21 protein-coding genes are annotated in these 23141 nt (G+C 55.8%); 17 read left to right on the top strand and 4 right to left on the bottom strand.

The genetic code is table 11. From position 1 onward, the window contains the following. The first annotated feature begins 4 nt into the window (after positions 1-4). The 4 genes from BN2684_RS03390 to BN2684_RS03405 are packed head-to-tail and all read left to right on the top strand — an operon-like array spanning position 5 to position 4659. Complete coding sequence (locus BN2684_RS03390; protein ID WP_058300769.1) at positions 5-1255, top strand: glycosyltransferase family 2 protein; 1251 nt, start codon at positions 5-7, stop codon at positions 1253-1255. A gap of 26 nt (positions 1256-1281) precedes the next feature. Continuing rightward, positions 1282-3531 carry a cellulose biosynthesis cyclic di-GMP-binding regulatory protein BcsB gene (locus BN2684_RS03395; protein WP_058300770.1) on the top strand — a complete coding sequence of 750 codons (2250 nt, stop codon included), beginning with the start codon at positions 1282-1284 and terminating at the stop codon, positions 3529-3531. A 1-nt stretch (position 3532) separates the two neighbouring features. Continuing rightward, entirely contained in the window at positions 3533-4387 is an 855-nt protein-coding gene (locus BN2684_RS03400) for a diguanylate cyclase domain-containing protein (RefSeq protein ID WP_058300771.1), read from the top strand. Between the two features lie 41 nt (positions 4388-4428). Then, positions 4429-4659 carry a tautomerase family protein gene (locus BN2684_RS03405; protein ID WP_058300772.1) on the top strand — a complete coding sequence of 77 codons (231 nt, stop codon included), beginning with the start codon at positions 4429-4431 and terminating at the stop codon, positions 4657-4659. A 123-nt stretch (positions 4660-4782) separates the two neighbouring features. Here the strand turns inward: BN2684_RS03405 and BN2684_RS03410 are convergent, their stop codons facing one another. Together BN2684_RS03410 and BN2684_RS03415 are read right to left on the bottom strand one after the other, a co-directional pair. Beyond that, a complete protein-coding gene (locus BN2684_RS03410) occupies positions 4783-5391 on the bottom strand; it encodes a hypothetical protein (RefSeq protein ID WP_058300773.1) in 609 nt (202 codons plus the stop codon). Between the two features lie 286 nt (positions 5392-5677). Continuing rightward, positions 5678-6766 carry a bifunctional 3-deoxy-7-phosphoheptulonate synthase/chorismate mutase gene (locus BN2684_RS03415; protein WP_058300774.1) on the bottom strand — a complete coding sequence of 363 codons (1089 nt, stop codon included), beginning with the start codon at positions 6764-6766 and terminating at the stop codon, positions 5678-5680. Positions 6767-6881: 115 nt separating this feature from the next. Between BN2684_RS03415 and BN2684_RS24145 the strand changes: the two genes are divergently transcribed. Both BN2684_RS24145 and BN2684_RS03430 read left to right on the top strand, forming a co-directional pair. Further along, positions 6882-8022, top strand: a protein-coding gene (locus tag BN2684_RS24145) for an IS630 family transposase (RefSeq protein ID WP_234340144.1) whose coding sequence is annotated in 2 segments (ribosomal slippage) — positions 6882-7321 and positions 7320-8022 — 1143 coding nt in all. Because the reading frame shifts where the segments join, the coding sequence is not laid out codon by codon here. Between the two features lie 752 nt (positions 8023-8774). Next, a complete protein-coding gene (locus tag BN2684_RS03430) occupies positions 8775-9125 on the top strand; it encodes a YmaF family protein (RefSeq protein ID WP_058300777.1) in 351 nt (116 codons plus the stop codon). A gap of 191 nt (positions 9126-9316) precedes the next feature. Here the strand turns inward: BN2684_RS03430 and BN2684_RS03435 are convergent, their stop codons facing one another. After that, the gene (locus BN2684_RS03435) at positions 9317-10351 is read right to left on the bottom strand and encodes an LLM class flavin-dependent oxidoreductase (RefSeq protein ID WP_058300778.1); all 1035 of its coding nucleotides are present in this window, start codon (positions 10349-10351) and stop codon (positions 9317-9319) included. A gap of 309 nt (positions 10352-10660) precedes the next feature. On the opposite strand from BN2684_RS03435, the gene BN2684_RS25230 reads away from it, so the two are divergent. Next, positions 10661-11827 carry a pirin family protein gene (locus BN2684_RS25230; RefSeq protein ID WP_082651731.1) on the top strand — a complete coding sequence of 389 codons (1167 nt, stop codon included), beginning with the start codon at positions 10661-10663 and terminating at the stop codon, positions 11825-11827. Between the two features lie 678 nt (positions 11828-12505). Here BN2684_RS25230 and pepT read toward each other — a convergent pair. Continuing rightward, positions 12506-13738 (bottom strand): peptidase T, encoded by a 1233-nt coding sequence (gene pepT / locus BN2684_RS03445; RefSeq protein ID WP_058300999.1) that lies wholly within the window; start codon positions 13736-13738, stop codon positions 12506-12508. A 530-nt stretch (positions 13739-14268) separates the two neighbouring features. Between pepT and BN2684_RS03450 the strand changes: the two genes are divergently transcribed. The 10 genes from BN2684_RS03450 (at position 14269) to BN2684_RS03495 (ending at position 23094) form a co-directional block, all read left to right on the top strand. Beyond that, positions 14269-14913 (top strand): TetR/AcrR family transcriptional regulator, encoded by a 645-nt coding sequence (locus BN2684_RS03450; protein ID WP_058300779.1) that lies wholly within the window; start codon positions 14269-14271, stop codon positions 14911-14913. Continuing rightward, on the top strand, positions 14910-15812 hold the full coding sequence (locus BN2684_RS03455) for an ABC transporter ATP-binding protein (RefSeq protein WP_058300780.1): 903 nt from the start codon (positions 14910-14912) through the stop codon (positions 15810-15812). The genes BN2684_RS03450 and BN2684_RS03455 overlap by 4 nt, the downstream gene beginning before the upstream one ends. Further along, complete coding sequence (locus tag BN2684_RS03460; protein ID WP_058300781.1) at positions 15809-16603, top strand: ABC transporter permease subunit; 795 nt, start codon at positions 15809-15811, stop codon at positions 16601-16603. Before BN2684_RS03455 ends, BN2684_RS03460 begins: the two co-directional genes overlap by 4 nt. A 17-nt stretch (positions 16604-16620) precedes the next feature. Continuing rightward, a complete protein-coding gene (locus BN2684_RS03465) occupies positions 16621-17418 on the top strand; it encodes an ABC transporter permease subunit (protein ID WP_058300782.1) in 798 nt (265 codons plus the stop codon). A 222-nt stretch (positions 17419-17640) separates the two neighbouring features. After that, on the top strand, positions 17641-18099 hold the full coding sequence (locus BN2684_RS03470) for an SRPBCC family protein (protein ID WP_058300783.1): 459 nt from the start codon (positions 17641-17643) through the stop codon (positions 18097-18099). Position 18100: 1 nt separating this feature from the next. Next, a complete protein-coding gene (locus BN2684_RS03475) occupies positions 18101-18472 on the top strand; it encodes an ArsR/SmtB family transcription factor (RefSeq protein WP_058300784.1) in 372 nt (123 codons plus the stop codon). Between the two features lie 336 nt (positions 18473-18808). Further along, positions 18809-19342 carry an NfeD family membrane protein gene (locus BN2684_RS03480; RefSeq protein ID WP_058300785.1) on the top strand — a complete coding sequence of 178 codons (534 nt, stop codon included), beginning with the start codon at positions 18809-18811 and terminating at the stop codon, positions 19340-19342. Positions 19343-19348: 6 nt separating this feature from the next. Continuing rightward, entirely contained in the window at positions 19349-20944 is a 1596-nt protein-coding gene (locus BN2684_RS03485) for a flotillin family protein (RefSeq protein ID WP_058300786.1), read from the top strand. Positions 20945-21104: 160 nt separating this feature from the next. Next, complete coding sequence (locus BN2684_RS03490) at positions 21105-21698, top strand: TetR/AcrR family transcriptional regulator (RefSeq protein ID WP_058300787.1); 594 nt, start codon at positions 21105-21107, stop codon at positions 21696-21698. Between the two features lie 175 nt (positions 21699-21873). Then, complete coding sequence (locus BN2684_RS03495) at positions 21874-23094, top strand: MFS transporter (protein ID WP_058300788.1); 1221 nt, start codon at positions 21874-21876, stop codon at positions 23092-23094. Positions 23095-23141 lie beyond the last annotated feature (47 nt).

The raw sequence follows: 23141 nt of genomic DNA on the forward strand, positions 1-23141 counted from the left end.
GAGGATGGAAATCGCAGACCTTCTCATGGTCATTGCCGTCATCAGCATCTGGTCGCTACTGCTCGTGAATGTGGCGCTCATCATTGCTGGATACTTCTATTATATCCGCTGCGAGCGGGAGCGCCCGCCGGAGATAACCGGTGAAACCCCGTTTGTCTCGATCCTGGTGCCCGCCCACAATGAGGGCAAGGTGATCGGGCAGACGGTCGAGGCATTGCTTGCGCTCGATTATCCTCATGATCGCTATGAGATCATCGTCATCAACGACAATTCATCCGATAACAGCGCGCAGCTGCTAAGCACCATCCAGAAGAAGAATCCGGGGCGGCAGCTCATCGTCCTGAACACAGACACGGTTACCGGGGGCAAGGGGAAGTCAAACGCGCTGAACCTCGGGTTCGCCGAGTGCCGAGGCGAGCTGATCGCGATTTACGATGCCGATAACACCCCGGAGAGACCTGCTCTCCGTTATCTCGTCGGAGAGATCACCGCTGACCCCACCTTGGGCGCCGTAATCGGCAAGTTCCGGACGCGCAACCGCGACGCAAGCTGGCTCACTCGTTTCATCAACATTGAGACGCTGTCGTATCAATGGATGGCGCAGGCGGGAAGGTGGCAGCTGTTCCGCCTCTGCACCATACCGGGAACCAATTTCATCATGCGGCGGTCGATTGTCGAGAGCATCGGCGGCTGGGATACGAAGGCCATTGCCGAGGATACGGAGATCAGCTTCCGCATCTATCTGATGGGCTACCGCATCAAATTCCAGCCCCATGCCGTTACTTGGGAGCAGGAGCCGCAGACGCTCCGGGTGTGGTTCAAGCAGCGGACGCGCTGGGTGAAGGGAAACATTTACGTCATCGTCAAAAACCTGCCGCTTCTCTTCCGTTGGTCGGCTCGCCGGATCAGCTTCGACATCCTGTACTACGTCTCGATCTACTTCCTGCTTGTCACGGCACTCCTGACGTCGGATGCCCTACTCGTTCTTCATGCGCTCGGCTATGTCCATACCTCCATCGCAGGCCTCAGCACCTTCCTGTGGCTGCTCGCCATCATTCTCTTCGTGGTAGGAACCTTCGTCACGGTCACAACCGAAAAAGGCGAAATGACCTTGTCCAATTTGTGGCTCATCGTGCTGATGTACATCTCCTACTGCCAGCTCTGGATGGTGGTGGCGGCTAACGGCCTCTACCAGTACATCAAGGACGCCATCTTCAAGCGCGAAATCAAGTGGTACAAGACCGAGCGGTATTAAGCCGCTCCTAGATAAGGGGGAGCACCATGATCAGAAAGTTGCTCGTTGTCATTCTCTCCGCAGCAATTGTGTATCCGACGCTTCCGGTTTCTGCGGAACCGGCGGCTCAAGCAAGTCCGTCGGCCCTAGCGAGCCCGTCGGGTTCGGCTGGCTCCACGCTCCAAATGGCGCCTGCCGCTTCGGCAGTTCCAAGTCCCGCTCCGACGGGTACCCCGGTCCAAGCGGATAATCCCGGCGAGAACGGCGTTACCGGCTCTTCGCCTGTTGGGAAACCCGATCCGAACCATCCGGTTCTCGTCCGGGATAGCCAGTTCCTGACGGCGGACGTCTCCATGAAGGGACCCGATAGCATCCGCCAGGATTACTTCTATCTGCCCGCCTATTGGCAGCCGGACACGGTCACCCTCTCGCTGGATTACCGCATTACCCAGTTGGCCTTGCCCGAACAGACCAGCCTCACCCTGTCGATTAACGGCCACCCGTTCTATTCCCTGCGGCCGAAGGAGGCCGCCACCGGCAAGCAGCGCCTCACGGTGACGATTCCTCGCGAGCTTCTCGTCACCGGAGACAATCTGTTGAGAATGGAGGGCGTCCTGCGGACAGAGGTAAACGAAGAGATCTGTCTTGACGAGGAGGCTTCTCCGGCGGAATGGATCCATCTGTATCCGACCTCAACGCTGCGCATCGCTTATCGCGAGACGGCCCCGGAGGGATCGATCCGCGATTTTTATACCCGCCTCACGGGCTTCGACAAGCTGGAGGCGGGAAAGAGCCTCGTCCTCGTCTCCTCCAAGGAGAGCGCGGAAGAGTGGGAAGCCGCGGTTCACGCCCTCTCCGGGTTCTCCCGGTCGGACACTCGCGCGGACAAAGCCATCCCGCTTAGCCCTTACGCGACTGACAAGGAGAAGACGGCGGAGAATACCGTCCTCATCGCCCTCTACGATCAGCTTCCGGCCGAATGGCAGGTGCGGATCGACGGGAGCGGACTGGAGCAGGCGGCCCGCATTCAGCTGATTCGCGAAGGGCAGCGGTCGGTGCTCGTCGCCACTTCCCGCAGCCCGGAGCTGCTGGTGAAGGCGGGACGCTTCCTCGGCAATCCACAGCTGATGCAGGAGACGCTTTCGTCCTCGGTGCAGGTTGACGCGAATACCAAGGTGGAGACCCCCGCGGTCGAAATCAGCAAGACCGTGACGTTGACCGCTGCTGGCGATCAAGTGAAGGGAAGCCGACACCAGGAGCTGTCCTATTACGTTCCGCTTCCCGCAGGGCGGACGCTTGCCAATTCGGGGAAGATTCTGCTCGATTTCCGCTATGCGAAGAATCTTGACTTCGACCGATCGATGGTGACGGTGCTGTTGAATGGAACACCTATCGGCAGTAAGAAGCTGACAGCCGAATTGGCGGATGGGGATACCGCAACCTTGTCTGTCCCGAAGAATCTGAACGTGTCCGGCAATCTCACCGTAACGGTAGCCTTCGATCTGGAGCTTAAGGGCTCCTCCTGCATCAAGGGCGAGCAGCAGATGCCGTGGGCTTATCTCACGAAGGATTCGAAGCTGCTGCTGCATACCAAGGACAACACGGAGCTTCTGTTCAACAATTATCCGAACCCCTTCTTGCGGGACGGAGTGTATAACCAGGTGGGGCTCGTGCTTCCTTCCGAGCGAAGCGAAACGCTCTACCAGGCCGTATCCGACCTGATCCACCTGTTTGGCCGTTATACCGAAGGAAATACGGGGGATGTGAAGGTGTTTGGTCCGGGTGCGACGGCGGAAGAGCTGAAGGATCGCAATCTCATTGCCGTAGGTACCTACGGGGATAATCCCGTGATCCGCAGCAGCAATGACAAGCTGTACTTCCGGTTTAGCGAAGATGGGACGAGAATCGACTCCAACGAGAAGCTGAGCATTGAAGAGAGCTACGGGCAAACCGTCGGCACGCTGCAGCTGCTGGCTTCTCCCTATGGGGCGGGCAAGGGAATGCTCGCCGTGACCGGACCGAAGCCGGAAGGCTACAGGCTCGCAGCGGAGCTCTTGGGGAGTGACCAATCGCGCTGGCGCATCTACGGCGATGGGGTTTTGACAGATAAGGACGGTACGGTTCAAGCCTTCCGCTTCAAGCAGCAAGCAAACGAAGAAGAGTCTACCTTGGTGGAAGATATTCTCCACCGGCCCGATGCCCTTGCGTTTACCTTAACGGTCGTCACGGTGTTGGTTCTCGCGATCATCGCGCTTCTGCTGCTCATCCGCAAGCACGGGAAGAAGAGGAGGAGATAGCATGAGAAGAAACCGCAGCAGTCTGTGGTCCGATGTAGCTTTTCTGGCCTTTCTGGTTCTGTGTTACGTGACCATTCTCTACCTCGCGGGGGATCCGGACCGCTATTTGCAAAACCTGTTTTTGCTCAACATCGTCTTCCTGCTTGCGATCATCACCTATTTCACAACGGTGACGGCGGGACTTGTGCTCAATGTGGCGTTTATTTTTGCCTATGGCGCTTTTATCCTGTACCGTACGGTCACCGGCGGAGAAGCGATTCAGACGAGCGCTTATTTCTGGATCGTTCTTGCTCCTCTTCTCACCCTCGCGGTGTGGGTGTTTACCTGGTCGAGCCGGCAGCTCCAAACGGAGAATGACCAGCTTAAGCAGCAAAAGGAACGGCTGGCCACCTTGGATGAAAGCACGGATCTGAAGACGAGCCTCGCCTTCCAGAAGGATCTGTCGGTCTTCGCGGGCATCTCCGAGCGGTACGATATTCCGCTTACCCTCGTCGTGATCAAAGTCAAGTTCTGGAACGAGATGCGGCGCTTCATCCGCGCCGAGGAGCTTGCCGACGCCGTGCTCGATATCACCAAGATCAGCCAGGCCAGTATCCGCACGAACGATACCCTTTACCTGCTCGACAAGGAAAACGTGACGTGGGGCCTCCTGCTTTTTACCGATCGAGAAGGGTCCAAAGTGGTCATGGATCGCATCCGATCGGGGCTCTCGCAATTCAATACCCAGGATTTCGCTGATAAGTACAAGGTGCAATTAAACCTGAAGATCGGAGCGGTCGAGTACCATAAGGACTCGGTAGAGTCGGCGCTCGATTTCGTCTCGCAAGCTCAGCGGCAGTTGGAGTATGATGTGTAAAAGGGCGATGATGGTCGCCCGAAGGAGGGAGGCTGATCGATATGCCCATTATTCAAGTCAAGCTCACCAAAGGACGGAGCGTAGAGCAAAAACAGCGGTTTGCCCAAGCCGTGACCCGGGCGGCCGCAGAGCATCTGGGCGTTCGGGAAGAGTGGGTGTCCTTGATTTTTGATGAGTACGAGCGGGACAATTGGGCCACTGGAGGGACGCTGCATTCGATCAAGTTTGAACCCGGACATGGTAAACAAGGAGCGGGGGAATCCGCTCAGTAGCCGCAGAGATGACCGTTTCCATGATTTTGCAACAATAGAAGCCCAATGGTTCCCCGAGCTGAATCGCTCTGGAACCATTGGGCTTTTTGTGTTGGTGGGAATGAGGGCGTCCCTGTGCGGCTGCTAGTAATGGGGAAGGGCTGCGATGTATTCCATGAAGTCGTCACGGTCTAAATCCGGGAACAGGGGATCTTTATAAACGATCGCGTCGCCCGATACCTCGATAAACGCCTGCTTAGGGTTCAGAAGAGCCATAGGCTTGTCATCCGGATAGCTCTCCAAGAAAAGCAGGTATTGCTTGTCCTTTTCCAAATAGATCATGTTGTCGACGATCAATTGAGTTTTCCCATCGTCCCCTCCCAATTGCTTAACGGAGAATTCGGTTTTCTCCTTGTCTCCTTTGATGATCTGATCGGCTTTTACGCGCGACACGGTATAGACCAGATAATGAGGGGACTGTTTATTGGCGCTGATGTTCAATTCTTTTGAAGCTACCTCTTTAACGGTCACAAGTGCAATAACATCTGCAGAATTATACAGATCTCTAGGAGTTTCATAATACGGATATTCGACTAGCGCGGTTTGCGTGAGTTTCTCTTGAGCGACAAAATGGTTAGCTTTGGCTTCTTCCTTCAGGGGAGTATGAGTGGCATTCGATTGGACGGTGCATCCGCTAACGACTAGCATGCATGTCCATAAGGTTAAGACGAGGACCCGCTTGTGATTTTTCAAGTGCGCAACCTCCATCATATGGATAATAGAGAGGAAGATGACTCAACCGTTACGAGTTAAGCGGAAAGTGCAACGCCACACCGCATCGAAAGCGGATGTTCCGGCAGAAACCGCCAGATCCATCTGAGTGGCGAGGCTTGTCATTCTATCCTGTCTCTATACTAAACAAACGGCAGTTGTCGGAGGTTGCACTTGTACGCTGATAGCCCTAATCGTGTGGATATGAATCGGCGTCAATGGGTATGAGAAGCTGTACGTTGCCCCTCGAAGTACCGTCTTGCAGAGCTTACCTCGTCGTCGCGGCTGCCGTTTTCATGAGGCCGGAGGCGAGAACCTGGCTGTAAAAGGTGTTGAACTGCTCGATCGTGAGTTGCTGATCGGCGTCGGATAATGCCGTCTGAGGGTCGGGATGGACCTCCACCATGATGCCGTCGGCTCCTGCCGCGAGCGCCGCCTTGGCGCAGGGGACGAGGATATCTTTGCGTCCGGTGGAGTGGCTGACGTCGACCAGAACCGGCAGATGCGTCTCCTGCTTCATAATCGGCACAGCGGAGATGTCGAGCGTATTGCGCGTCCATTTCTCATAGGTTCGAATGCCGCGCTCGATGAGGATGATCCGGTCGTTGCCGCTGGAGTAAATGTACTCCGCCGCGAAGATGAACTCCTCCATCGTGGCCGACAGCCCGCGCTTCAACACGACGGGGACGCGGGCTTCGCCAGCAGCCTTCAGAAGCTCGAAGTTCTGCATGTTGCGGGCACCGATCTGCACGATGTCGATGTACTTGGCGGCCATCTCCATATGCGCCGGATTCACGATCTCGCTGATCGTGACGAGGCCGAACTCGTCGGCCACTTCCTTCAAAAGCCGCAGGCCCTCTTCTCCGAGTCCCTGAAAGTCATACGGCGAGGTGCGTGGCTTGAAGGCTCCGCCGCGCATGATCGGAACCCCGGCTGCCTTCAAAGCAGCAGCGACCGTGCGAACCTGCTCGTAGGATTCCACGGAGCAGGGTCCGGCGATCATCACCTGGGTCGGGCCGCCGATGGCGACGTCCTTTACCGTAACGACCGTGTTCTCCTCTTGGCTCTTTCGGCTGACAAGCAGATGCTTCTTATGGTCTTTCTCTTGAAGGCCGACGGAGGCCTTGAAGATTTCTTTGAATACATGTTTAATGGCGGCGTCCTCGAACGGGCCTTGATTTTGCCGCACTAGCTCGTCGAGCATTTCCCGCTCCCGAACCGGATCAAACTTGGGAACACCCATTTCTTCTTTGATCTTGCCGATTTCGCGGACGATCGCCGCACGTTCGTTGAGCAGGCCGAGCAGTCGGCTGTTGACGCCGTCCAACTGGTCCCGGAGCGCTTCCAGGTTTTCCATTCGTAACGCCTCCTTATCGATTGTATGGGGCCAAAAGCTTGCGCTAGTAGCTCTTCAATTCTAATAGTATGAAAATGCAATCTGTGGTAAAGTAGTGGCAAAAAGAGGTAATACGATGCGACCGATAAGCTATCCGATATCACTGTCCGAAGAAGAGCGAAACCAGTTAACCGTGGTGGTATCGAAAGGAAAGGCAAGCGCTCGTGCCATCCGCCGGGCACACATTCTGCTGGCGGCCGATAAGAATCGTGAAGGCGGGGCCTTAAAAGAACGGGAGATTGCCGAGCGGTTAGGCGTGCATCCCAATACGGTCTATGCCATTCGTAAAGCGTATACCGAGCAAGGGTTGGATGGAGCAGTGAAGCGAAAAAAGCGGGTGACTCCCCCTGTTGCTCCCAAAATAACCGGAGAAGTGGAGGCAAGGATCATCGCCCTAAGCTGCAGTGCACCCCCGGAGGGACGAAGCCGCTGGACCCTGCACTTGCTGGCGAATCGAGCGGTCGAACTTCAGTATGTGGAGGGGCTCTCCTACGAAACTGTCCGGCAAGTGTTAAAAAAACGAGCTCAAACCCCATCTTCATAAATGCTGGTGTATTCCCCCCGAGCAGAATGCCACATTTGTCGCTGCGATGGAGGATGTGTTGGATGTCTATCGGTTGCCCTATGATGCGGATTGCCCCGTGATCTGCATGGACGAGAAACCCTACCAACTGTTGGATGAAGCCAGACAGCCCATCCCTATGAAGCCCGCCCAACCTGAACGTCAGGATAGTGAATATGTCCGAGTTGGCACCTGCAGTATCTTTCTTTTCACGGACCCCTTGGGCAGTTGGCGTCATGTGAGCGTTCGGGAGCAACGCACGCGAATCGAGTGGGCGGAACAAATCCGGGAACTCCTGGACGTTCATTACAAAGACGCACCGAAGATTCGGCTGGTGATGGATAATCTCAATACGCATGCGATCGCTTCACTCTATCAAGCGTTTGATCCGCAGACCGCTCGTCGTTTAGCTAAGCGAATCGAGGTTCACTACACGCCCAAGCATGGCAGTTGGCTCAATATGGCAGAGATCGAGCTCAGTGTTCTGACGAGTCAATGTTTGGGACGTCGCATTCCCTCCATTGCCGACTTGACCATTGAAATGTCTGCTTGGGAACAGGCGCGCAACCTTTCCCAAAAGGGAGTCGATTGGCAGTTTACTACCGAGGACGCTCGCATCAAGCTAAAACGACTTTATCCACGGTTTAAGAATTGAAGAGCTACTAGTACGCTGTCAGCCTGAAACGTGTGGATACGAAACGGCATCGATTGGTATGAGAAGTAGTGCGCTAACCATCGTTTTTGAGTTGACAGCGTACCAAATAAAAAAGCCGTCTATCAAGGGACGGTTTGCACCGCGGTACCAGCCTTGTTAGACAGCTTGAATGTCAAGCTTCTCGCTTCAGCACGAATAACGGTGTGCGGCCGGACCTTCCTACCGGGCTCCTGCAGGCAGCCGTTCAGAGGTCAACTCGAGAGTGAACTTCGGCGGAACGCTCGCTTCGGCAAGCTCTCAATCGGTGGCTCGCCGTCCCTGTCAGGGCTTTCCCGCTTACTTTTCTCCGTCATCGAAATGTTCGATGTTGAACTTGTCCATCATTATAGGCTTCGGAACCGAGAGATGCAAGTATCCACCGCGAAGTTTCACTACGGTGAAGAAGTAAAGGGGGCGGTATGCTGTCAACTTTACTTTTGCGGATAGAAGTCGGTGTGAATCGGTATGGAGAAGGGTGCGGAAACCGAAACCATGGTTTTCTGAGTCGACAGCGTACTGGGAAGTGTTTGATGTAACGGCTTTGTTGCGGCTGCTGGATGATTCCAGCTCATGGATTTTTCTTGGGAGACGATAAGTTGAGGTTAGGCGCTAAAACGAATAATAAGGCCCCACATGATGACGGTTGACCATACCTCTTTTCTCTCTAAAGCATAGAATACCTTGGTTTAGCTGAGTTAGGGGAGGAAGAAGGCATGCCAAGAAAACTCAAGCGGGTTCGCAAGACAAGCACAAGGCAAACCCATGTGCATGAATTCACGGGGAGCACGAAATTGGCGGAGCAGGGCGCGGAGCGGCATAATCACCGTTTTGCCGGCGTTACGGGTCAAGTGATCCCGTGCGGCAAGAGCCATATCCACGAAATCGATCTGAGTCGCACCGATTTTTTTGATCATTTTCATAAGCTCAAAAGGATCAGAACGGGTCGCGCCATTCCGGTAGGAAACGGGAAGCATGTTCATTTTGTAAAAGGAAATACGACGCTCGTTGATGGTCACGTTCACCCATTCAACTTCGCCACCCTCATTCAAAAGCCGCTCGTATAGGAGTCTTGCCCTTCAATGGACAGCGATCTGACAAACGGGAATAATCCCCGACATAAGCAAGCATGCAAATGACCTTGAAGGGAGCTTCCTTCAAGGTCATTCTCGTAACGAGAGGAGGAGCGTAATCATGATTAATGGGCTAGCCTTCTTCGTGAAATCGATCTGAATTCGGATTTGATGACACGCTCCAATTAAAATCCTTCGCGGACGACTTCGGCCAGCAGCTCATAGGAGTGGAGCCGTGCCGCATGCTCGTAGATCTGTCCGGCAGCGATCCACTCATCGGCCTGGGTCAGCTCCTGAAGCTCACGCAGCTTGGCGCGGATCGTGGACGGGCTGCCGATGGCGGAAAAACGCTGCTGCCCCTCCACGATCGTCCGCTCGTGCTCGCTCGGCCAGATGCTGTCCATCGAATCGACCGGAGGCTCCAAGGGGCCGCCTCCACCGCGGATGAGCCGGAGGAATTGGAGCTGCTGCGAGGTGGCGAGCCTGCGCGCTTCTTCGTCCGTATCGGCGGCGAAGACGTTGATCGCGACCATCGCATGCGGCTTCTCCAGCACGAGCGAGGGCTGAAAGCTCGTGCGGTACAGCTCAAGCGCCGGAAGCACATACTCCGGCGAGAAGTGGCTGGCGAAGGCGAATGGCAAGCCGAGCCTTCCGGCCAGCTCGGCGCTGAAGCCGCTCGAGCCGAGCAGCCAAATCGGGATGGCGAGGCCGCGGCCGGGAACGGCTTGGACGCCGATGCTCGTCCCGTCGAGGTAAGAGCGCAGCTCGCCGAGGAGCGCCGGAAAGTCCTGGCCCGAGCTGGTCAGCCCGCGCCGGATCGCCCGCGCGGCAGGCTGGTCGGAGCCGGGCGCTCGCCCAAGGCCGAGGTCGATGCGGCCCGGGAACAGCGACTCCAGCGTGCCGAACTGCTCCGCGACCATGAGCGGCGCGTGGTTCGGCAGCATGATGCCGCCGGAGCCGACGCGGATCGTGCTCGTCCCGGCTGCAATATGGCCGATGACGACGGCAGTCGCGGAGCTGGCCACGCCCGCCATGTTGTGATGCTCAGCGAGCCAGAAGCGCTGGTAGCCCCATTTTTCGGCGTGCTGGGCCAGATCGAGCGAACGGCGGAGTGCATCGGAAGCGTTGCTCCCGGCGACGATGGGAGCGAGGTCAAGCACGGAGAAGGGGGCATGGTAGCGGCCATCGGCCGATTTTGTGACGGAAGGGTATATGGTCATGGAAAGAAAGCCTCCTTGTATATTGAGCTCATCCAGCAAGAGTAGGTTTGCAAACTGGCTCTTCGCCTCATACGGCCAAGTTGTTTCGCCTGTTTGGAGTCATGTTGGATCTTTTTAGTCGATGCTCACTGCTGTTCAACCGTATGTTGGGTTTGAAAGCTCACTCTTCTGATTGAGAAAAGTTCTCTCTCTATGATACCCGATCTCGGAACGAAATGCTTCTACAGCTGCGACAGCTTCGATCGGTTTGGACGCCACTTGTGTTCATGATACACTTACCTCAAATCGATAGACCGAGGAGGGAATGTCATGATTCGGGTATATCCGGCAGAATCCCGGTATGTGGCTGACAGGGGCTGGCTCATGAGCAGCGCCAGCTTTTCCTTTGGCGAGTATTTCGATCCGGCTAACACCGCGTTCAGTGTGATGCGGGTGATGAATGACGACATCGTTCAAGGCGGCAAAGGCTTCGGTCCCCATCCCCACAGCGACATGGAGATCGTGTCGGTGGTGCTGGAGGGGGCGATCAAGCATCAGGACAGCCTGGGGAATACGGTGGTGACAAAAGCAGGTGGCATCCAGCGGATGACGGCGGGCAGCGGAGTGGTCCATGCCGAGTACAACGCCTCGGATACGGAACCGATGCGAATCCTGCAGCTGTGGTTCATGACTGATGAGCGGGGGCACGAGCCCTCCTTTGAGACCTGTGCCTATCCCGAGGAAAAGCTTAGCCATGGCTTGCTGCCAGTAGTCACGCCAGTCGGGGGAGTCGGCCAGGTGAGTATCCATCAGGATCTGACGCTTTATTTAAGCCGTCTCCGGCCGGAGAGCGAGCTGATTCATCATCATCAGCCCGATCGAAGCGCTTATCTCTTCATCATCGAAGGCGAACTCGCTGTGAATGGTAAAGAACTGAAGGAAGGCGATGCCGCTCGCATTACGGAAATACCCGAGCTGTCCATTGTGAGCCGGACCGACAGCTTCTTCATGCTGATTGATCTTCCCAGAGGTTTTGAGATGCAGGATCACATATCGAGCCGAGCAAGTTCAACAGGGACAACGAACCCAACGGATGCACCGAGCCGAGCAAGTTCAGCAGGATCAACGAACCCAACAAGTTCAATTAGCCCGGTAGGCCAATCTAGTACAGCCGCGAGCGAAAAACTCCTGATCAAGCACGCCGTCGGAGGGCGAACTTTTTTGGATAGCTCAAAGAATCCCTCCATCCGTTATAAGGTGGAGCCGGAGGGAGAGGGCTGGTTATTTCTAGTAGAGGGAGCGCCTTCCGAAGCTATAGAGCAAATTGTGGAGTGGCGTGAGGAGCTGAACGTCTTCATCTTCCGCGATGATCTCGACCGGCCAACCGAAAAGTGCTGGTATTACGTCCAAAACGGCCCGGTACACGATGACCAGCCGAGCGGGCAGTTGACAATTCATGCTAAATCGCGGATCGAATACATTCCAGACGAATTTTAACCAATGGTTAATAACCATGATGAATTTCAGTCGCGTAAACATATAGAAGCGAACCTAGCGGATAGAGGAAGATGAGACTCGGCCAGCGGGTAACAGGTATGAATTAGAGGGATGTCCATCTATGACGGACAATTAGTGTTGTTTTGTCTTTCATAAGGTGGACAGTGATTTCTGAACGAGATAGAGCTGCCCGACGGGTATAGGCGTCTATATATAGTTATAAACTCTTGTACATTCCTATATGTAGATGTTTTCATGGGACTGACGAGAATAAGGCTTAATCAGTTCCGTGTCCACCTTCTAAAAAACAAAAAGGACAAAAATGTCCTTCTGTCGCGCACAAATTGGGTGCGTATGAAAAGAAAAAGCAGTATAGCAAACAGCCCTTTCACTCTCCGAATAAGAGAGCAGAAGGGCTGTTTGCGTTTACCCATTTACATAACGCGAGAGATCGCTTCTTGCATGTAAGTGCCAGAGGTACAGCGAAGACGCGCGTCCGTTTCAAGAAAGGATTGTGCAAGAATTCGCTGCCAGCAAACCGCTTCTGCGAATGACTAAGCGAACGCTTTCCGCCCAACAGGCCTTAAGCGAAACGTACACCTTTGATTCGCTGCCAGCAGTCCGCTTCTGCGAATGATTAAGCGAACTCCTTCCGTCTCAACGGACCGTAAGCTAATCTTACGCCTTCGCGGCGTACAGCTTGATGATCTCGATGATCACCTTCGTCGCTTTTTCCATAACGTCTACCGAGGCGTATTCGTACTTCCCGTGGTAGTTCTCGCCGCCGGTGAACAGGTTCGGCGTGGGCAGGCCCATGTAGGAAAGCTGTGAGCCGTCGGTGCCGCCGCGGATCGGCTTGATCTCCGGCTCGATATCAAGGTTCTTCATCGCTTCCTTGGCGATGTCGACGATTTCGATAACCGGCTCGATCTTCTCACGCATGTTGTAGTACTGGTCTTGGAGCGTCAGCGTGACCGTACCTTCTCCATAAGCCGCGTTCAGCTCGGCAATGGCCTTTTCCAGCGTACGCTTGCGGGCTTCGAAGTTCGTCCGGTCGAAGTCGCGGATATAGTAGCGGAGCTTGGTGTTCTCAACATCTCCCTGCAACGAGTTCAGATGGAAAAAGCCTTCATACCCCTCCGTATGCTCAGGGGCTTCGATCACGGGCAGCTTGGCGTTTAGCTCCATGGCGATCTTGAGCGAGTTCACCATTTTGTTCTTCGCGGTGCCGGGGTGGACACTCTTGCCCTTGATGGCGATCTTCGCGACGGCGGCGTTGAAGCTTTCGTACTCCAGCTCGCCCAAAGGACCGCCGTCCACGGTATAGGCGAATTTCGCCCCGAAAGCGGCGACGTCGAACTTGTGCGGCCCGCGGCCGATTTCTTCATCCGGGGTAAAGGCCACGCGCACCGTGCCGTGCTCGATCTCCGGATGGTCGATCAGGTAATGAAGGGCGGTCATGATTTCGGTAATGCCCGCCTTGTCGTCCGCACCGAGCAGTGTCGTTCCGTCGGTGGTCATCAGCGTGTGCCCTTTGTAGCCTGTCAATTCCGGGAATTCTCGTGGAGACAAGACCACGTTCAGCTCGGCGTTCAGCACAAGATCGCCGCCATCGTAGTTTTCCACGATCTGTGGATTCACGCCTTTGCCGGTGAAATCGGTCGCCGTGTCCACGTGAGCGAGGAAACCGATGACCGGTACGGACTTGTCCGTATTTGCAGGCAGCGTAGCCATGACATAGCCATTCGTGTCCATGGCTGCGTCGGTGAGCCCGAGTCCCTGCAGCTCTTCCACGAGAAGACGACCCAGCTCGAGCTGTCCCGGTGTGGAGGGGCAGGTTTCGCTGGCATCGTCAGATTGCGTTTCCATCTTGGCGTATCGGGTTAACCGTTCGATCAATTCTTGCTTCATGCGTTCCATCATCTCCCTTTCTTTCCCTTATTGTAGCATGAACCGCCGAGTGGCATGCAAGCCAAGCGGATCGACTCGAGTTTCCCTCCATTTTGTCACAGGAGAGCGGACTGCGGGCTTGCTTGCCTTTGTGCACGCGGTCAATGAAAGCCATGACTTGCGTCCCTTTCCGATTACGGATTGAGGTCGACTTTTATCCTCACGAGTCCGAGTAAGGTTGCCAGCATATCCGCGTTGGTTTCGCTCCAGATCACGGTTCTGCACATTCAAGCGCCCGAGCGTGCTGAGTGGGGGTCACGCCTCGTTTGATGAGCATTTCGCTGCGAATTTTCCGGTTAGAGGCTCAGGACTGGAAAACCAAGCGAATCTTCGAGCATGGGCCAATTGACGGTCCGTTCTAGGATTCTATACAATTGCATTGACCAGATTGGTCAATACTCGATGAATCGATGGCTCACAAACTCAACAAGAACGTTATAGATCAACGATATTCCACGTAGGGAATAACACGAGAAGGACGGAATAACGCCATGTATGAAAAATTTCACAGCCTAGAGCAGGAGAAGCAGGACCGCATCCTAAACGCCGGGATGAAGGAGTTTGCCGTGAGCGGCTTCGAGCGTGCGTCCACCAATACCATGGTGAAGGAAGCGGGCATTTCCAAGGGGCTTTTGTTCCACTATTTTGCCAATAAGAAGCAGTTCTTTCTGTATCTCTTCGATTATGCGGTGGAGCTCAGCATAAAGGAGTTTTTTAAAACGGTCGATTGGAGCGAGCCGGACTTGTTTGTGCACTTGCAGAGGTCGATGAAGACCAAACTGGAGGTGTGGCACCGTTACCCGGAGCTGTTCAAATTTATCGAGACGGCCTACCTGGAGACATCCGGTCAAGTCCGGCCGGAGATGGAGGAGAAAATTCGGGCGCTCCATGCGAAGACGATGCCGGAGATCTTCAAAGGAGTTGATTTCAGCCGATTTCGGGAAGGTCTCGATACCGAAAAAGCAACCCGCATCATCGTCTGGTCGCTCGAAAAGCTGGGGGATTACCTGCTGGAGGTCTATAAGCCGATCATCCCCGGCGAAAACCGCTATGAGGAGATGACGGTGGAGGCGGAGACGTATCTGGGGCTGCTCAAGCACGCCTTTTATTCGGATAAAGGGGGAAGCGCGTCATGAATGCCATTGAATTGCACGGACTCACGAAAAAGTACGGGAACTCGCGAGGAATCGACGGCTTGACGTTTGCGGTAGAGGAGGGCGAGACCTTCGGGTTTATCGGGCCGAACGGGGCGGGTAAATCGACGACGATCCGCACGCTGCTAGCGCTTATCTACCCCACGGCGGGGAGCGCGACTCTCTTCGGCAAGGACTGCATCCGCTGCTCGGCGGAGATCAAGAAGGACATCGGTTATTTGCCCTCGGAGGTCTTTTATTACGACAACATGCGGGTGAAGGATCTGCTGGCCTATTCCGCGAGCTTTTACAAGAAGGACTGCACGAAGCGCATGAAAGAGCTGTCCGAGCGCATGGAGCTGGACCTGTCACGTCGGATCGACGATCTGTCCTTCGGGAACAAGAAGAAGGTCGGTATCGTCCAAGGGCTTCTGCATGAGCCGAAGCTGGTCATTCTCGACGAACCGACGAGCGGGCTCGACCCGTTGATGCAGCAGCGTTTTTTTGAACTGCTGGAGGAGGAAGGGCGCAAGGGCACGACGATCTTCTTCTCGTCGCACATTCTGAGCGAGGTGCAGCGGCTCTGCAACCGGGTGGCGATCATCAAGGAGGGCAAGCTGGTCCAGCTGGAAAAGATCAGCGAGCTGACGGCGAATGCCAACAAGCGCATCCGTTTGGCGACGGCGGCTCCGGTCGCTCCAGACTTCTTCGCCATGCCCGGGGTGAGCCGGGAAGAGCGGCAGGGCGGGGAGATCCGCTTCCTGTTCCGCGGGGATCTGGGGATGCTGACGGCTAAGCTCGCTTCCATGAGCCTCACCAACCTGTGGATCGAGGAACCGGATCTGGAGGAGATTTTCCTGCATTATTATGAAAAAGAAGCTCCGGAGGCGGCGCGGCTATGAACATCTTTCGCAAGGAATGGCAGGCGCTCCGCAAATCGACCTTCACCTGGTCGCTGTCCCTCGCGGCGGTGGCACTCCTCCTGCTTGCGCTGTACCCCGGCTTTGCCCGGGATGCGGAGGACTTCCGCGGGCTGCTCGACGCGTATCCAGAATCGGTGCAAAAAGCGTTCGGCCTTTCGCTCGACAGCTTGACCTCGTTCCTCGGCTACTACTCCTTTGTACTTACCTACATCAGCTTAGCGGGAGCGATTCAGGCGATGAATCTCGGACTCGGGCAGTTGTCGAAGGAGACCCGCGAGAAGACAGCGGATTTTCTTCTGACCAAGCCGGTCAGCCGAACGCGGATCATCACCGCCAAGCTGTTCGCCGCGCTCGCGTCTTTATTCGTCACGAATCTGATCTACTTGGCGGCAGCCTTGCTTCTGGCCGGGCAGGTGGCATCGGACGTGGACTATGGCACCTACACGTTGCTCACTCTCAGCGTACCGCTGCTTCAGCTTTTGTTCTTCGCCTTCGGCCTCGTTCTGTCTGTCTTGCTTCCGAAGATTCGCAGCGTACTGCCGCTGTCGCTCGGCCTTGTGTTCGGATTCTATGTCCTCGGCATGGTCGCTTCGCTGGTCGGAGAGGAGGCGGCGCGGTATGTGACCCCGTTCCGGTACTTCGACCGCTCCTACATCATGGCGCATTCCGCCTACGAGAGCGGGTTCGTGATTCTGGAGCTTGTGCTCGTGGTCCTTTTCACGGCGGGAACCTATCAGATTTACCGGAAAAAGGACATCCATGCGGTGTAGAAAGGAGCGGCTCTGAGATGAATGTGTTTCGAAGAGAGATGAAGGCCCAGCGCAAGGCGCTGATCATCTGGTGCGTCAGTGTGTTTCTTCTGATGGTGGCCGGGATGAGCAAATATTCCGTATCGAAGGAGTCCGGTCAGGCCATGAGCGAGCTCGTGGGTAAGATGCCGCCGGCGGTGCAGGCAATCTTCGGTACTTCGGGGTTTGACATCTCCCAAGCGAGCGGGTATTACGGAGCGATGTTCTTCTATGTTCTCTTGATGGCCGCCGTGCACGCCAGCATGCTGGGGGCGACGATTCTAGCCAAGGAGGAGCGGGATAAGACGGGGGAATTCCTCTTCGTGAAGCCCTTGTCCCGCATGGCCATCGTGGGAAGCAAGCTGCTTGCGGCATTCGTGCAGGCTTTGGTATTCAATGCCGTATCCTGGCTCAGCTCCCTCATGGGAATCGCCCTCTACGCCAAAGGGGAATCGCTCGGCGGGGAAATTGCGCTCCTGATGGCGGGCATGCTGCTGGTGCAGGCGGTGTTTCTGACGGCGGGCGCCGCCAACGCTGCGATCGGCCGCAAGCCCAAAAAAGCCGCCGCCGGGTCAGCGGGACTCATGCTCGCCACCTTTCTGATCTCTCTCCTCATTGAGATCAGCGGCAAGCTGGGCGCGCTGAAGATGCTGACCCCATTTCAATACGTGGACGCGCACCGCGTGCTGGAAGGGCGTGGGCTTCAGCCGGGGATGCTCGTCTGGGCGGTGGCTCTGTGCACTCTGTTCCTGCTGGCTGCCTTTCGCGGATACGGGCGACGCGATCTTCAGGTGTAAGCTCTGCAGCGGACCAGCGGATCGGTGACAAGTGGACCAGTGGCAATTGCGCCCCTGGATTCCGTGCCGGAGGGTATAGAAGCGCGAGCGGCGGGTAAACTTGACGAAACGGAAACGATCCTCTAGACTCTGAATAGGAAACCTTTCGGTTTCCTATTCAGAGTCTTTTGTATTTTTCTTTGCTTACTGAGAACATCCACACAAAGGGAAGGAGCTCCTCTCATGATTCCATCTGATAACCATTTCGCATCCGACGCTTCCGCTGCTCCGCAGCCTTTGCCTGACATTCGCCGGACGATTACCTTGAACGCCCCTATCGATAAAGCCTGGAAAGCAGTATCGACCGCGGAGGGAATGGCCGCCTGGTTTATGCCGAGCAACATGGAGGCGGTCGTCGGCCATGAGTTCCTGCTGGAAGCCGGCCCCTTCGGGCAGTCTCCTTGCCGTGTCACCGAGGTGGAGCCGCCGAACCGCTTGTCCTTCCGCTGGGGCAAGGACTGGACGCTCACGTTCGAGCTGCATGAGCTGGAGCCGGGTAAGACGGAATTCACCCTGATCCATTCCGGATGGTCGGCGGATCAAGTGACCGAATTCGGTCAACCTCATTCTGTTGTCCGCGAGAACATGGCTGGCGGCTGGGTTGGCATCGTCGCCAAGCTTGCCAAGCTCCTCGAAGCGTAAGATGGGCGCACAGGCCGATAGGCGCAAGGAGCCGCCGCACGGCGGGCAGCGGCAATCCGGCCAGCGCGACGTCTTTCACGCGTTGGCGGATCCGACCCGCAGGCGTCTACTGCAGGAGTTGGCTCAGGGAGAGCAGCCGCTCAATGCCTTGAGCGGGCAGTTTGACGTGAGCCGGACGGCCGTCTCCAAGCATCTGCGGGTGCTGGCGGAGGCCGGGCTTGTCCGGGAGCGGAAGGCCGGGCGGGAGACGCGCTACCGGCTGGACGCAGAGCCTCTGCGCGAGCTGAAGGAGTGGGTAGCGTTCTACGAACGCTTCTGGGACAACAAGCTCGCCGCTCTGGAGCGGTATTTGGAGGCAGAGGATTCCGATTGAGGAAGCGGAGTATCCCATCTTCCATTGGTTTAGAGTTTAGGGGCTGGCTTAGAAGCAGAGTTTCACCTGCTTGGGGCACAGCCCCTGATTTATTGAAAGACTGAAAGATGGGGAGCGAGTAGAGATAGGCGAGGTTTGAATCGCGATTTCCGGGTTTCGCAAGGGCGAACCCCCAGGCCGTGAAGATGCGTGCTTCCCCGCTTGCTGGAAATACGATATGCTTAAAACAGGGCGATTTGCAATTTTTGAAACATATGGAATCTTGCTTCGTAGTACTGGGTAAGAGTTGGCACCGCGATTGCAAGGAATTCCGCGAAAGAAGGAGGATAGCTAAGCATGCTGCAACTTTATATCGGTTGTTTGATCTTTGGCGCCTTATTCGCGGTTGTATCGGTTCTATTGGGCGATGTACTCAGCACCGCACTCGATGGCGCACTCGATTTCCTGTCAGCCGATTACCTCAATCCGACGGTTCTCGCCACCTTCATCACCATCTTCGGCGGAACGGGAATTATGCTTGATCACTATGCCGTTTTCGGCGCAGTTGGAATCTTCCTGGTCGCTGCTCTGACGGGTTTGGCGGGGGCGATCCTCATTCACCTGTTCTACGTGAAACCGATGATGAACAGCGAGAATTCCACCGGCTACTCGATCCACGGGCTCACCGGCAAGGTCGGGGAGGTCATCGTTCCGATTCCGGCAAATGGCTATGGAGAGATCCTGGTCCGCACTGGAGCGGCGAATTCCAACCAGATTGCCGGAAGCTTTGAGCACACCGACATTCAAGCGGGAGATCGCGTCGTTATCGTCGAGGTAAAGGACGGTGCGGTGTATGTCTCCCGGTTTGAAAATAATAGCAAAGGGGACTAAAGCGGAATGAATGATTTTTTGAACGGGGATTACAGTGTTTGGATAATTCCCATCATTGTGGTTGCGGTTATCGTCCTTCTTGGCATCGCTTTCATGGCGCGCTACAAGACGGTCGGGCCGGATGAAGCGATGATCGTGACCGGGTCTTTCCTCGGCAGCAAGAATGTCACCACGGATACGGCGGAAGCCTCGAATACCGGCCGCAAGATCAAGATCGTTCGCGGAGGCGGCGCCTTCATCTGGCCGATCTTCCAGCAGGCCGAGTACTTATCCCTCCTTTCTCACAAGCTGGACGTATCAACGCCGGAGGTCTATACGGAACAGGGCGTTCCGGTAATCGCCGACGGAGTTGCGATCATCAAGATCGGGGGTTCCGTCGAAGACGTCGCCACCGCTGCCGAGCAATTCATGGGCAAACCGATTGAAGCGCTTAAGGGAGAAGCCCAGGAAGTGCTGGAAGGGCACCTGCGGGCGATTCTCGGTACGATGACCGTCGAAGAAGTGTACCGCAACCGGGATCGTTTTGCCCAAGAGGTACAGGGAGTTGCCGCGAAGGATCTGAAGAAGATGGGGCTGCAAATCGTCTCCTTCACGATCAAGGATGTGCGCGACAAGCAAGGCTATCTGGATGCGCTCGGGAAGCCGCGGATCGCTGCCGTTAAGCGAGATGCGGAGATCGCCGAAGCGGAAGCGGTGCGTGACGCGCGGATTCAGAAGGCGAAGGCGACGGAAGAAGGCCAGAAGGCCGAGCTGCTGCGCGACACCAACATCGCCGAGGCGGAGAAGGAGCGGGAGCTGAAGGTCGCGGCCTTTAAGAAGGAACAGGATACGGCCAAGGCGGAAGCTGACCAAGCCTACTTCATTCAGGAGGCCAAAGCCAAGCAGATAGCCGTCGAGGAACAAATGAAGGTAGAGCTCGTCCGCAAGGAACGGGAGATCGACCTGCAGCAAAAGGAGATTCAAGTCCGCGAAAAGCAATACGACGCGGAAGTGAAGAAGAAGGCGGATGCCGATCGCTATGCGGTTGAGCAGGCGGCCGAGGCGGACAAGGCGCGCAAAATGCGCGAAGCCGACGCTCTGTCCTATGCCATCGAGCGGGAAGCGAAGGCGAACGCCGAGCAGAAGCGGCTCGAGGGTGTCGCCACCGCTGATGCCGAACGCGCGAAGGGTACAGCGGAAGCCGAAGTCATCCGCCTGCGCGGGCTTGCCGAAGCGGAAGCGAAGGAGAAGCTGGCGGAAGCGTTCCAGAAGTTCGGCGAAGCGGCGGTGCTCGACATCATCGTGAAGATGCTGCCGGAGCTTGCCGGCAAGATCGCCCAGCCGATCTCGTCCATCGACAAGCTGACCGTGGTCGACACCGGCAAGGGCGAAGGCGCGGCTCGCGTCAGCAATTACGTCACCGAGCTGATGGCGACCGCTCCAGAGATGCTGAAGGACGTATCAGGAATCGACCTGAATGGGCTCATTCAAGGGCTCATGCATAAGAAGGCACCGGTTGCTGCAGCCGTTCAAGCAGCGGCTCCGAGCTCTGCCGGGCTCCCTGCGGGTGCGCCAAGTCCGGTAGCCGTTCCGAACCCGATCAATCCGGAAAGCGGACAGTAAACGGCACTACTGCATCATGCCCGTTAACAGGAAGGCCCGAGCGCTGAGCTCGGGCTTTTTTTGCAGTTCTTCATGAGAGGCAGGGGAAAAAGAGCTTGCATTTTCAGGGCGATATGGGATAGAATCCTGAATATATGTTCAGTATCGAGGGGGTGCAGAGATGAACAAAAAGCAGCTGCAGAGCGAGCACACGAGAAAAAAGATCATGGATGCCTCCCGGCCCTTCTTCATCCAAAAGGGGTACAAGGCGACATGCATTGAAGACATCGTGAGCACGACCGGTTGCAGTGCCGGGAACATCTACTATCACTTCAAAAGCAAGGAAGGGCTGTTTCTATCTCTGCTGGAGGAGATGGATCGGGAATGGGATGAGAGCTGGCGCGCTCGAAAAGGAACCTTTTCGACGATATCCGAAGAGCTGTACGAATTTGCGAAACAGCTTGCGCTCGATCAGATGAACCACCCGCTCGTAAAAGCCGCAGACGAATTTTACACCGAATCAGAGAAAGCATCGGACATCAAGGAACGTATGGATCGGATGGTCTCCGAATACCTGCGCTTTAACCGGGAGCTGCTGCAGAGAGGGATCGATAGCGGGGAATTTGCGATGACGAACGTTGCCGATACGGCTACGATTCTGGACAGCTTGCTGTATGGGCTTAGCCAACATGCCCGAAGAATGAACCAGGAGGAAGCGCTGGCGACTTACCGATTGGCGATCGATGTGGTTTTGCATGGCGTTGCCAAGAGATAGCGTGTCGTTGTCTCGGATTCCCGCCAACGGAATGCGTCGGTTGGTTCAGCATAACGTTAGCGTTGAATGCGAGAGTCGGTTTTTTCAAGGCAAGTGGATAGTTCTTTTTTTATCGAATAATCTAGAATAAATATTCAGTATTCGGATCGAAGCATCTTAGAGTGGAGGAAATGCAATGACGGTCTTACTCAAAAATCGGGGAGCCTTGCTGCTCCTCATGATGAATCTATTTTTAGTCTTCACCGGAATCGGCCTGATCGTCCCGATCCTGCCCAAGTTCATGACGGAGCTGGGCGTAACGGGGAGCATCGCCGGTCTTTTGGTCGCCGCTTTTTCGCTGACGCAGTTTCTTTTTTCGCCTCTCGCGGGTCGGCTTGCGGACCGCTTCGGCCGCAAACGGATCATTGTCCTCGGCATGCTCGTGTTTGCCCTCTCGGAGTGGCTGTTCGGAATCGCGACGGATACGCTCCTGCTTTTTGTCGCCCGTATGCTGGGCGGGGTGAGCGGAGCCATGATCATGCCGGCTGTTATGGCCTACGCGGCCGATGTGACAACGAAGGACGAACGCGCGGCGGGAATGGGCTTTATTAACGCCTCCATTACCACCGGCTTTATTATCGGACCCGGGCTCGGCGGATATATCGCGAAGTTCGGGCTGCGTGTTCCTTTCTACAGCGCGGCTGTAGCGGGGATTTTGGCTGCCGTCATCACCCTGTTGTTCTTGAGAGAAGTCCGGTCCGCTTCGGAGTCGGCCTCGGAATCGGCTTCGGAAGCTCCGTCCCGTAAAGAACCGCAAGGCAACCTGTTCACCCAATTGAGGTATTCGTACCGGGAGCCTTATTTTATCAGCCTGGTGTTGGTTTTCGTCATGTCGTTCGGGCTGGCCAATTTCGAGACGATCTTCGGGCTGTTCGTGGATCATAAATTCGGGTTTGGCCCCGATGATATCGCCTTTATCCTCACCTTCGGCTCTATCGCCGGGGCAGTCATTCAGGTGACGGCCTTCAGTTGGATACTCAAGCGCTTTGGGGAAAAACGGGTCATTTCCACCTGTCTGCTCTTCGCAGCCATCTTTATCTTGCTCGTTCTTTTTGCGCATACGTTTTGGCTCATCTTTGCCTTCACGTTCATTATCTTTCTCGCCACCGATATTTTGCGCCCTACGATCAGCACCGAGATGTCGATGCTGGCAAAGGACCAGCAGGGGTATGTGGCGGGTCTCAATTCCGCCTTCACCAGCCTCGGGAACATCATCGGTCCCATCGTAGCCGGTGTGCTACTCGACGCCAATGTCAACGCTCCTTATGTGCTCGCAAGCGTGATTCTGCTGCTCAGCTTCTTCTTGTCGCTGAGAACGGGCAAGCTCCGGCGGCAAAAGACGGCCACAACCGTTTAAAAAGCGGATTGTGCCGAGAAGGCCCAATAGGATGTTTTCCCTCAGTG

Source organism: Gorillibacterium timonense (assembly GCF_001457415.1).
Lineage (GTDB): Bacteria > Bacillota > Bacilli > Paenibacillales > NBRC-103111 > Gorillibacterium > Gorillibacterium timonense.

Coding starts and splice junctions, on each gene's coding strand:
- BN2684_RS03495 (WP_058300788.1), top strand. CDS start 21,874: ATGACGGTCTTACTCAAAAATCGGGGAGCCTTGCTGCTCCTCATGATG.
- BN2684_RS03400 (WP_058300771.1), top strand. CDS start 3,533: ATGAGAAGAAACCGCAGCAGTCTGTGGTCCGATGTAGCTTTTCTGGCC.
- BN2684_RS25230 (WP_082651731.1), top strand. CDS start 10,661: ATGATTCGGGTATATCCGGCAGAATCCCGGTATGTGGCTGACAGGGGC.
- BN2684_RS03470 (WP_058300783.1), top strand. CDS start 17,641: ATGATTCCATCTGATAACCATTTCGCATCCGACGCTTCCGCTGCTCCG.
- BN2684_RS03390 (WP_058300769.1), top strand. CDS start 5: ATGGAAATCGCAGACCTTCTCATGGTCATTGCCGTCATCAGCATCTGG.
- BN2684_RS03435 (WP_058300778.1), bottom strand. CDS start 10,351: ATGACCATATACCCTTCCGTCACAAAATCGGCCGATGGCCGCTACCAT.
- BN2684_RS03455 (WP_058300780.1), top strand. CDS start 14,910: ATGAATGCCATTGAATTGCACGGACTCACGAAAAAGTACGGGAACTCG.
- BN2684_RS03395 (WP_058300770.1), top strand. CDS start 1,282: ATGATCAGAAAGTTGCTCGTTGTCATTCTCTCCGCAGCAATTGTGTAT.
- BN2684_RS03460 (WP_058300781.1), top strand. CDS start 15,809: ATGAACATCTTTCGCAAGGAATGGCAGGCGCTCCGCAAATCGACCTTC.
- BN2684_RS03405 (WP_058300772.1), top strand. CDS start 4,429: ATGCCCATTATTCAAGTCAAGCTCACCAAAGGACGGAGCGTAGAGCAA.
- BN2684_RS03430 (WP_058300777.1), top strand. CDS start 8,775: ATGCCAAGAAAACTCAAGCGGGTTCGCAAGACAAGCACAAGGCAAACC.
- BN2684_RS03490 (WP_058300787.1), top strand. CDS start 21,105: ATGAACAAAAAGCAGCTGCAGAGCGAGCACACGAGAAAAAAGATCATG.
- BN2684_RS03415 (WP_058300774.1), bottom strand. CDS start 6,766: ATGGAAAACCTGGAAGCGCTCCGGGACCAGTTGGACGGCGTCAACAGC.
- BN2684_RS03475 (WP_058300784.1), top strand. CDS start 18,101: ATGGGCGCACAGGCCGATAGGCGCAAGGAGCCGCCGCACGGCGGGCAG.
- BN2684_RS03485 (WP_058300786.1), top strand. CDS start 19,349: ATGAATGATTTTTTGAACGGGGATTACAGTGTTTGGATAATTCCCATC.
- pepT (WP_058300999.1), bottom strand. CDS start 13,738: ATGAAGCAAGAATTGATCGAACGGTTAACCCGATACGCCAAGATGGAA.
- BN2684_RS03450 (WP_058300779.1), top strand. CDS start 14,269: ATGTATGAAAAATTTCACAGCCTAGAGCAGGAGAAGCAGGACCGCATC.
- BN2684_RS03480 (WP_058300785.1), top strand. CDS start 18,809: ATGCTGCAACTTTATATCGGTTGTTTGATCTTTGGCGCCTTATTCGCG.
- BN2684_RS03465 (WP_058300782.1), top strand. CDS start 16,621: ATGAATGTGTTTCGAAGAGAGATGAAGGCCCAGCGCAAGGCGCTGATC.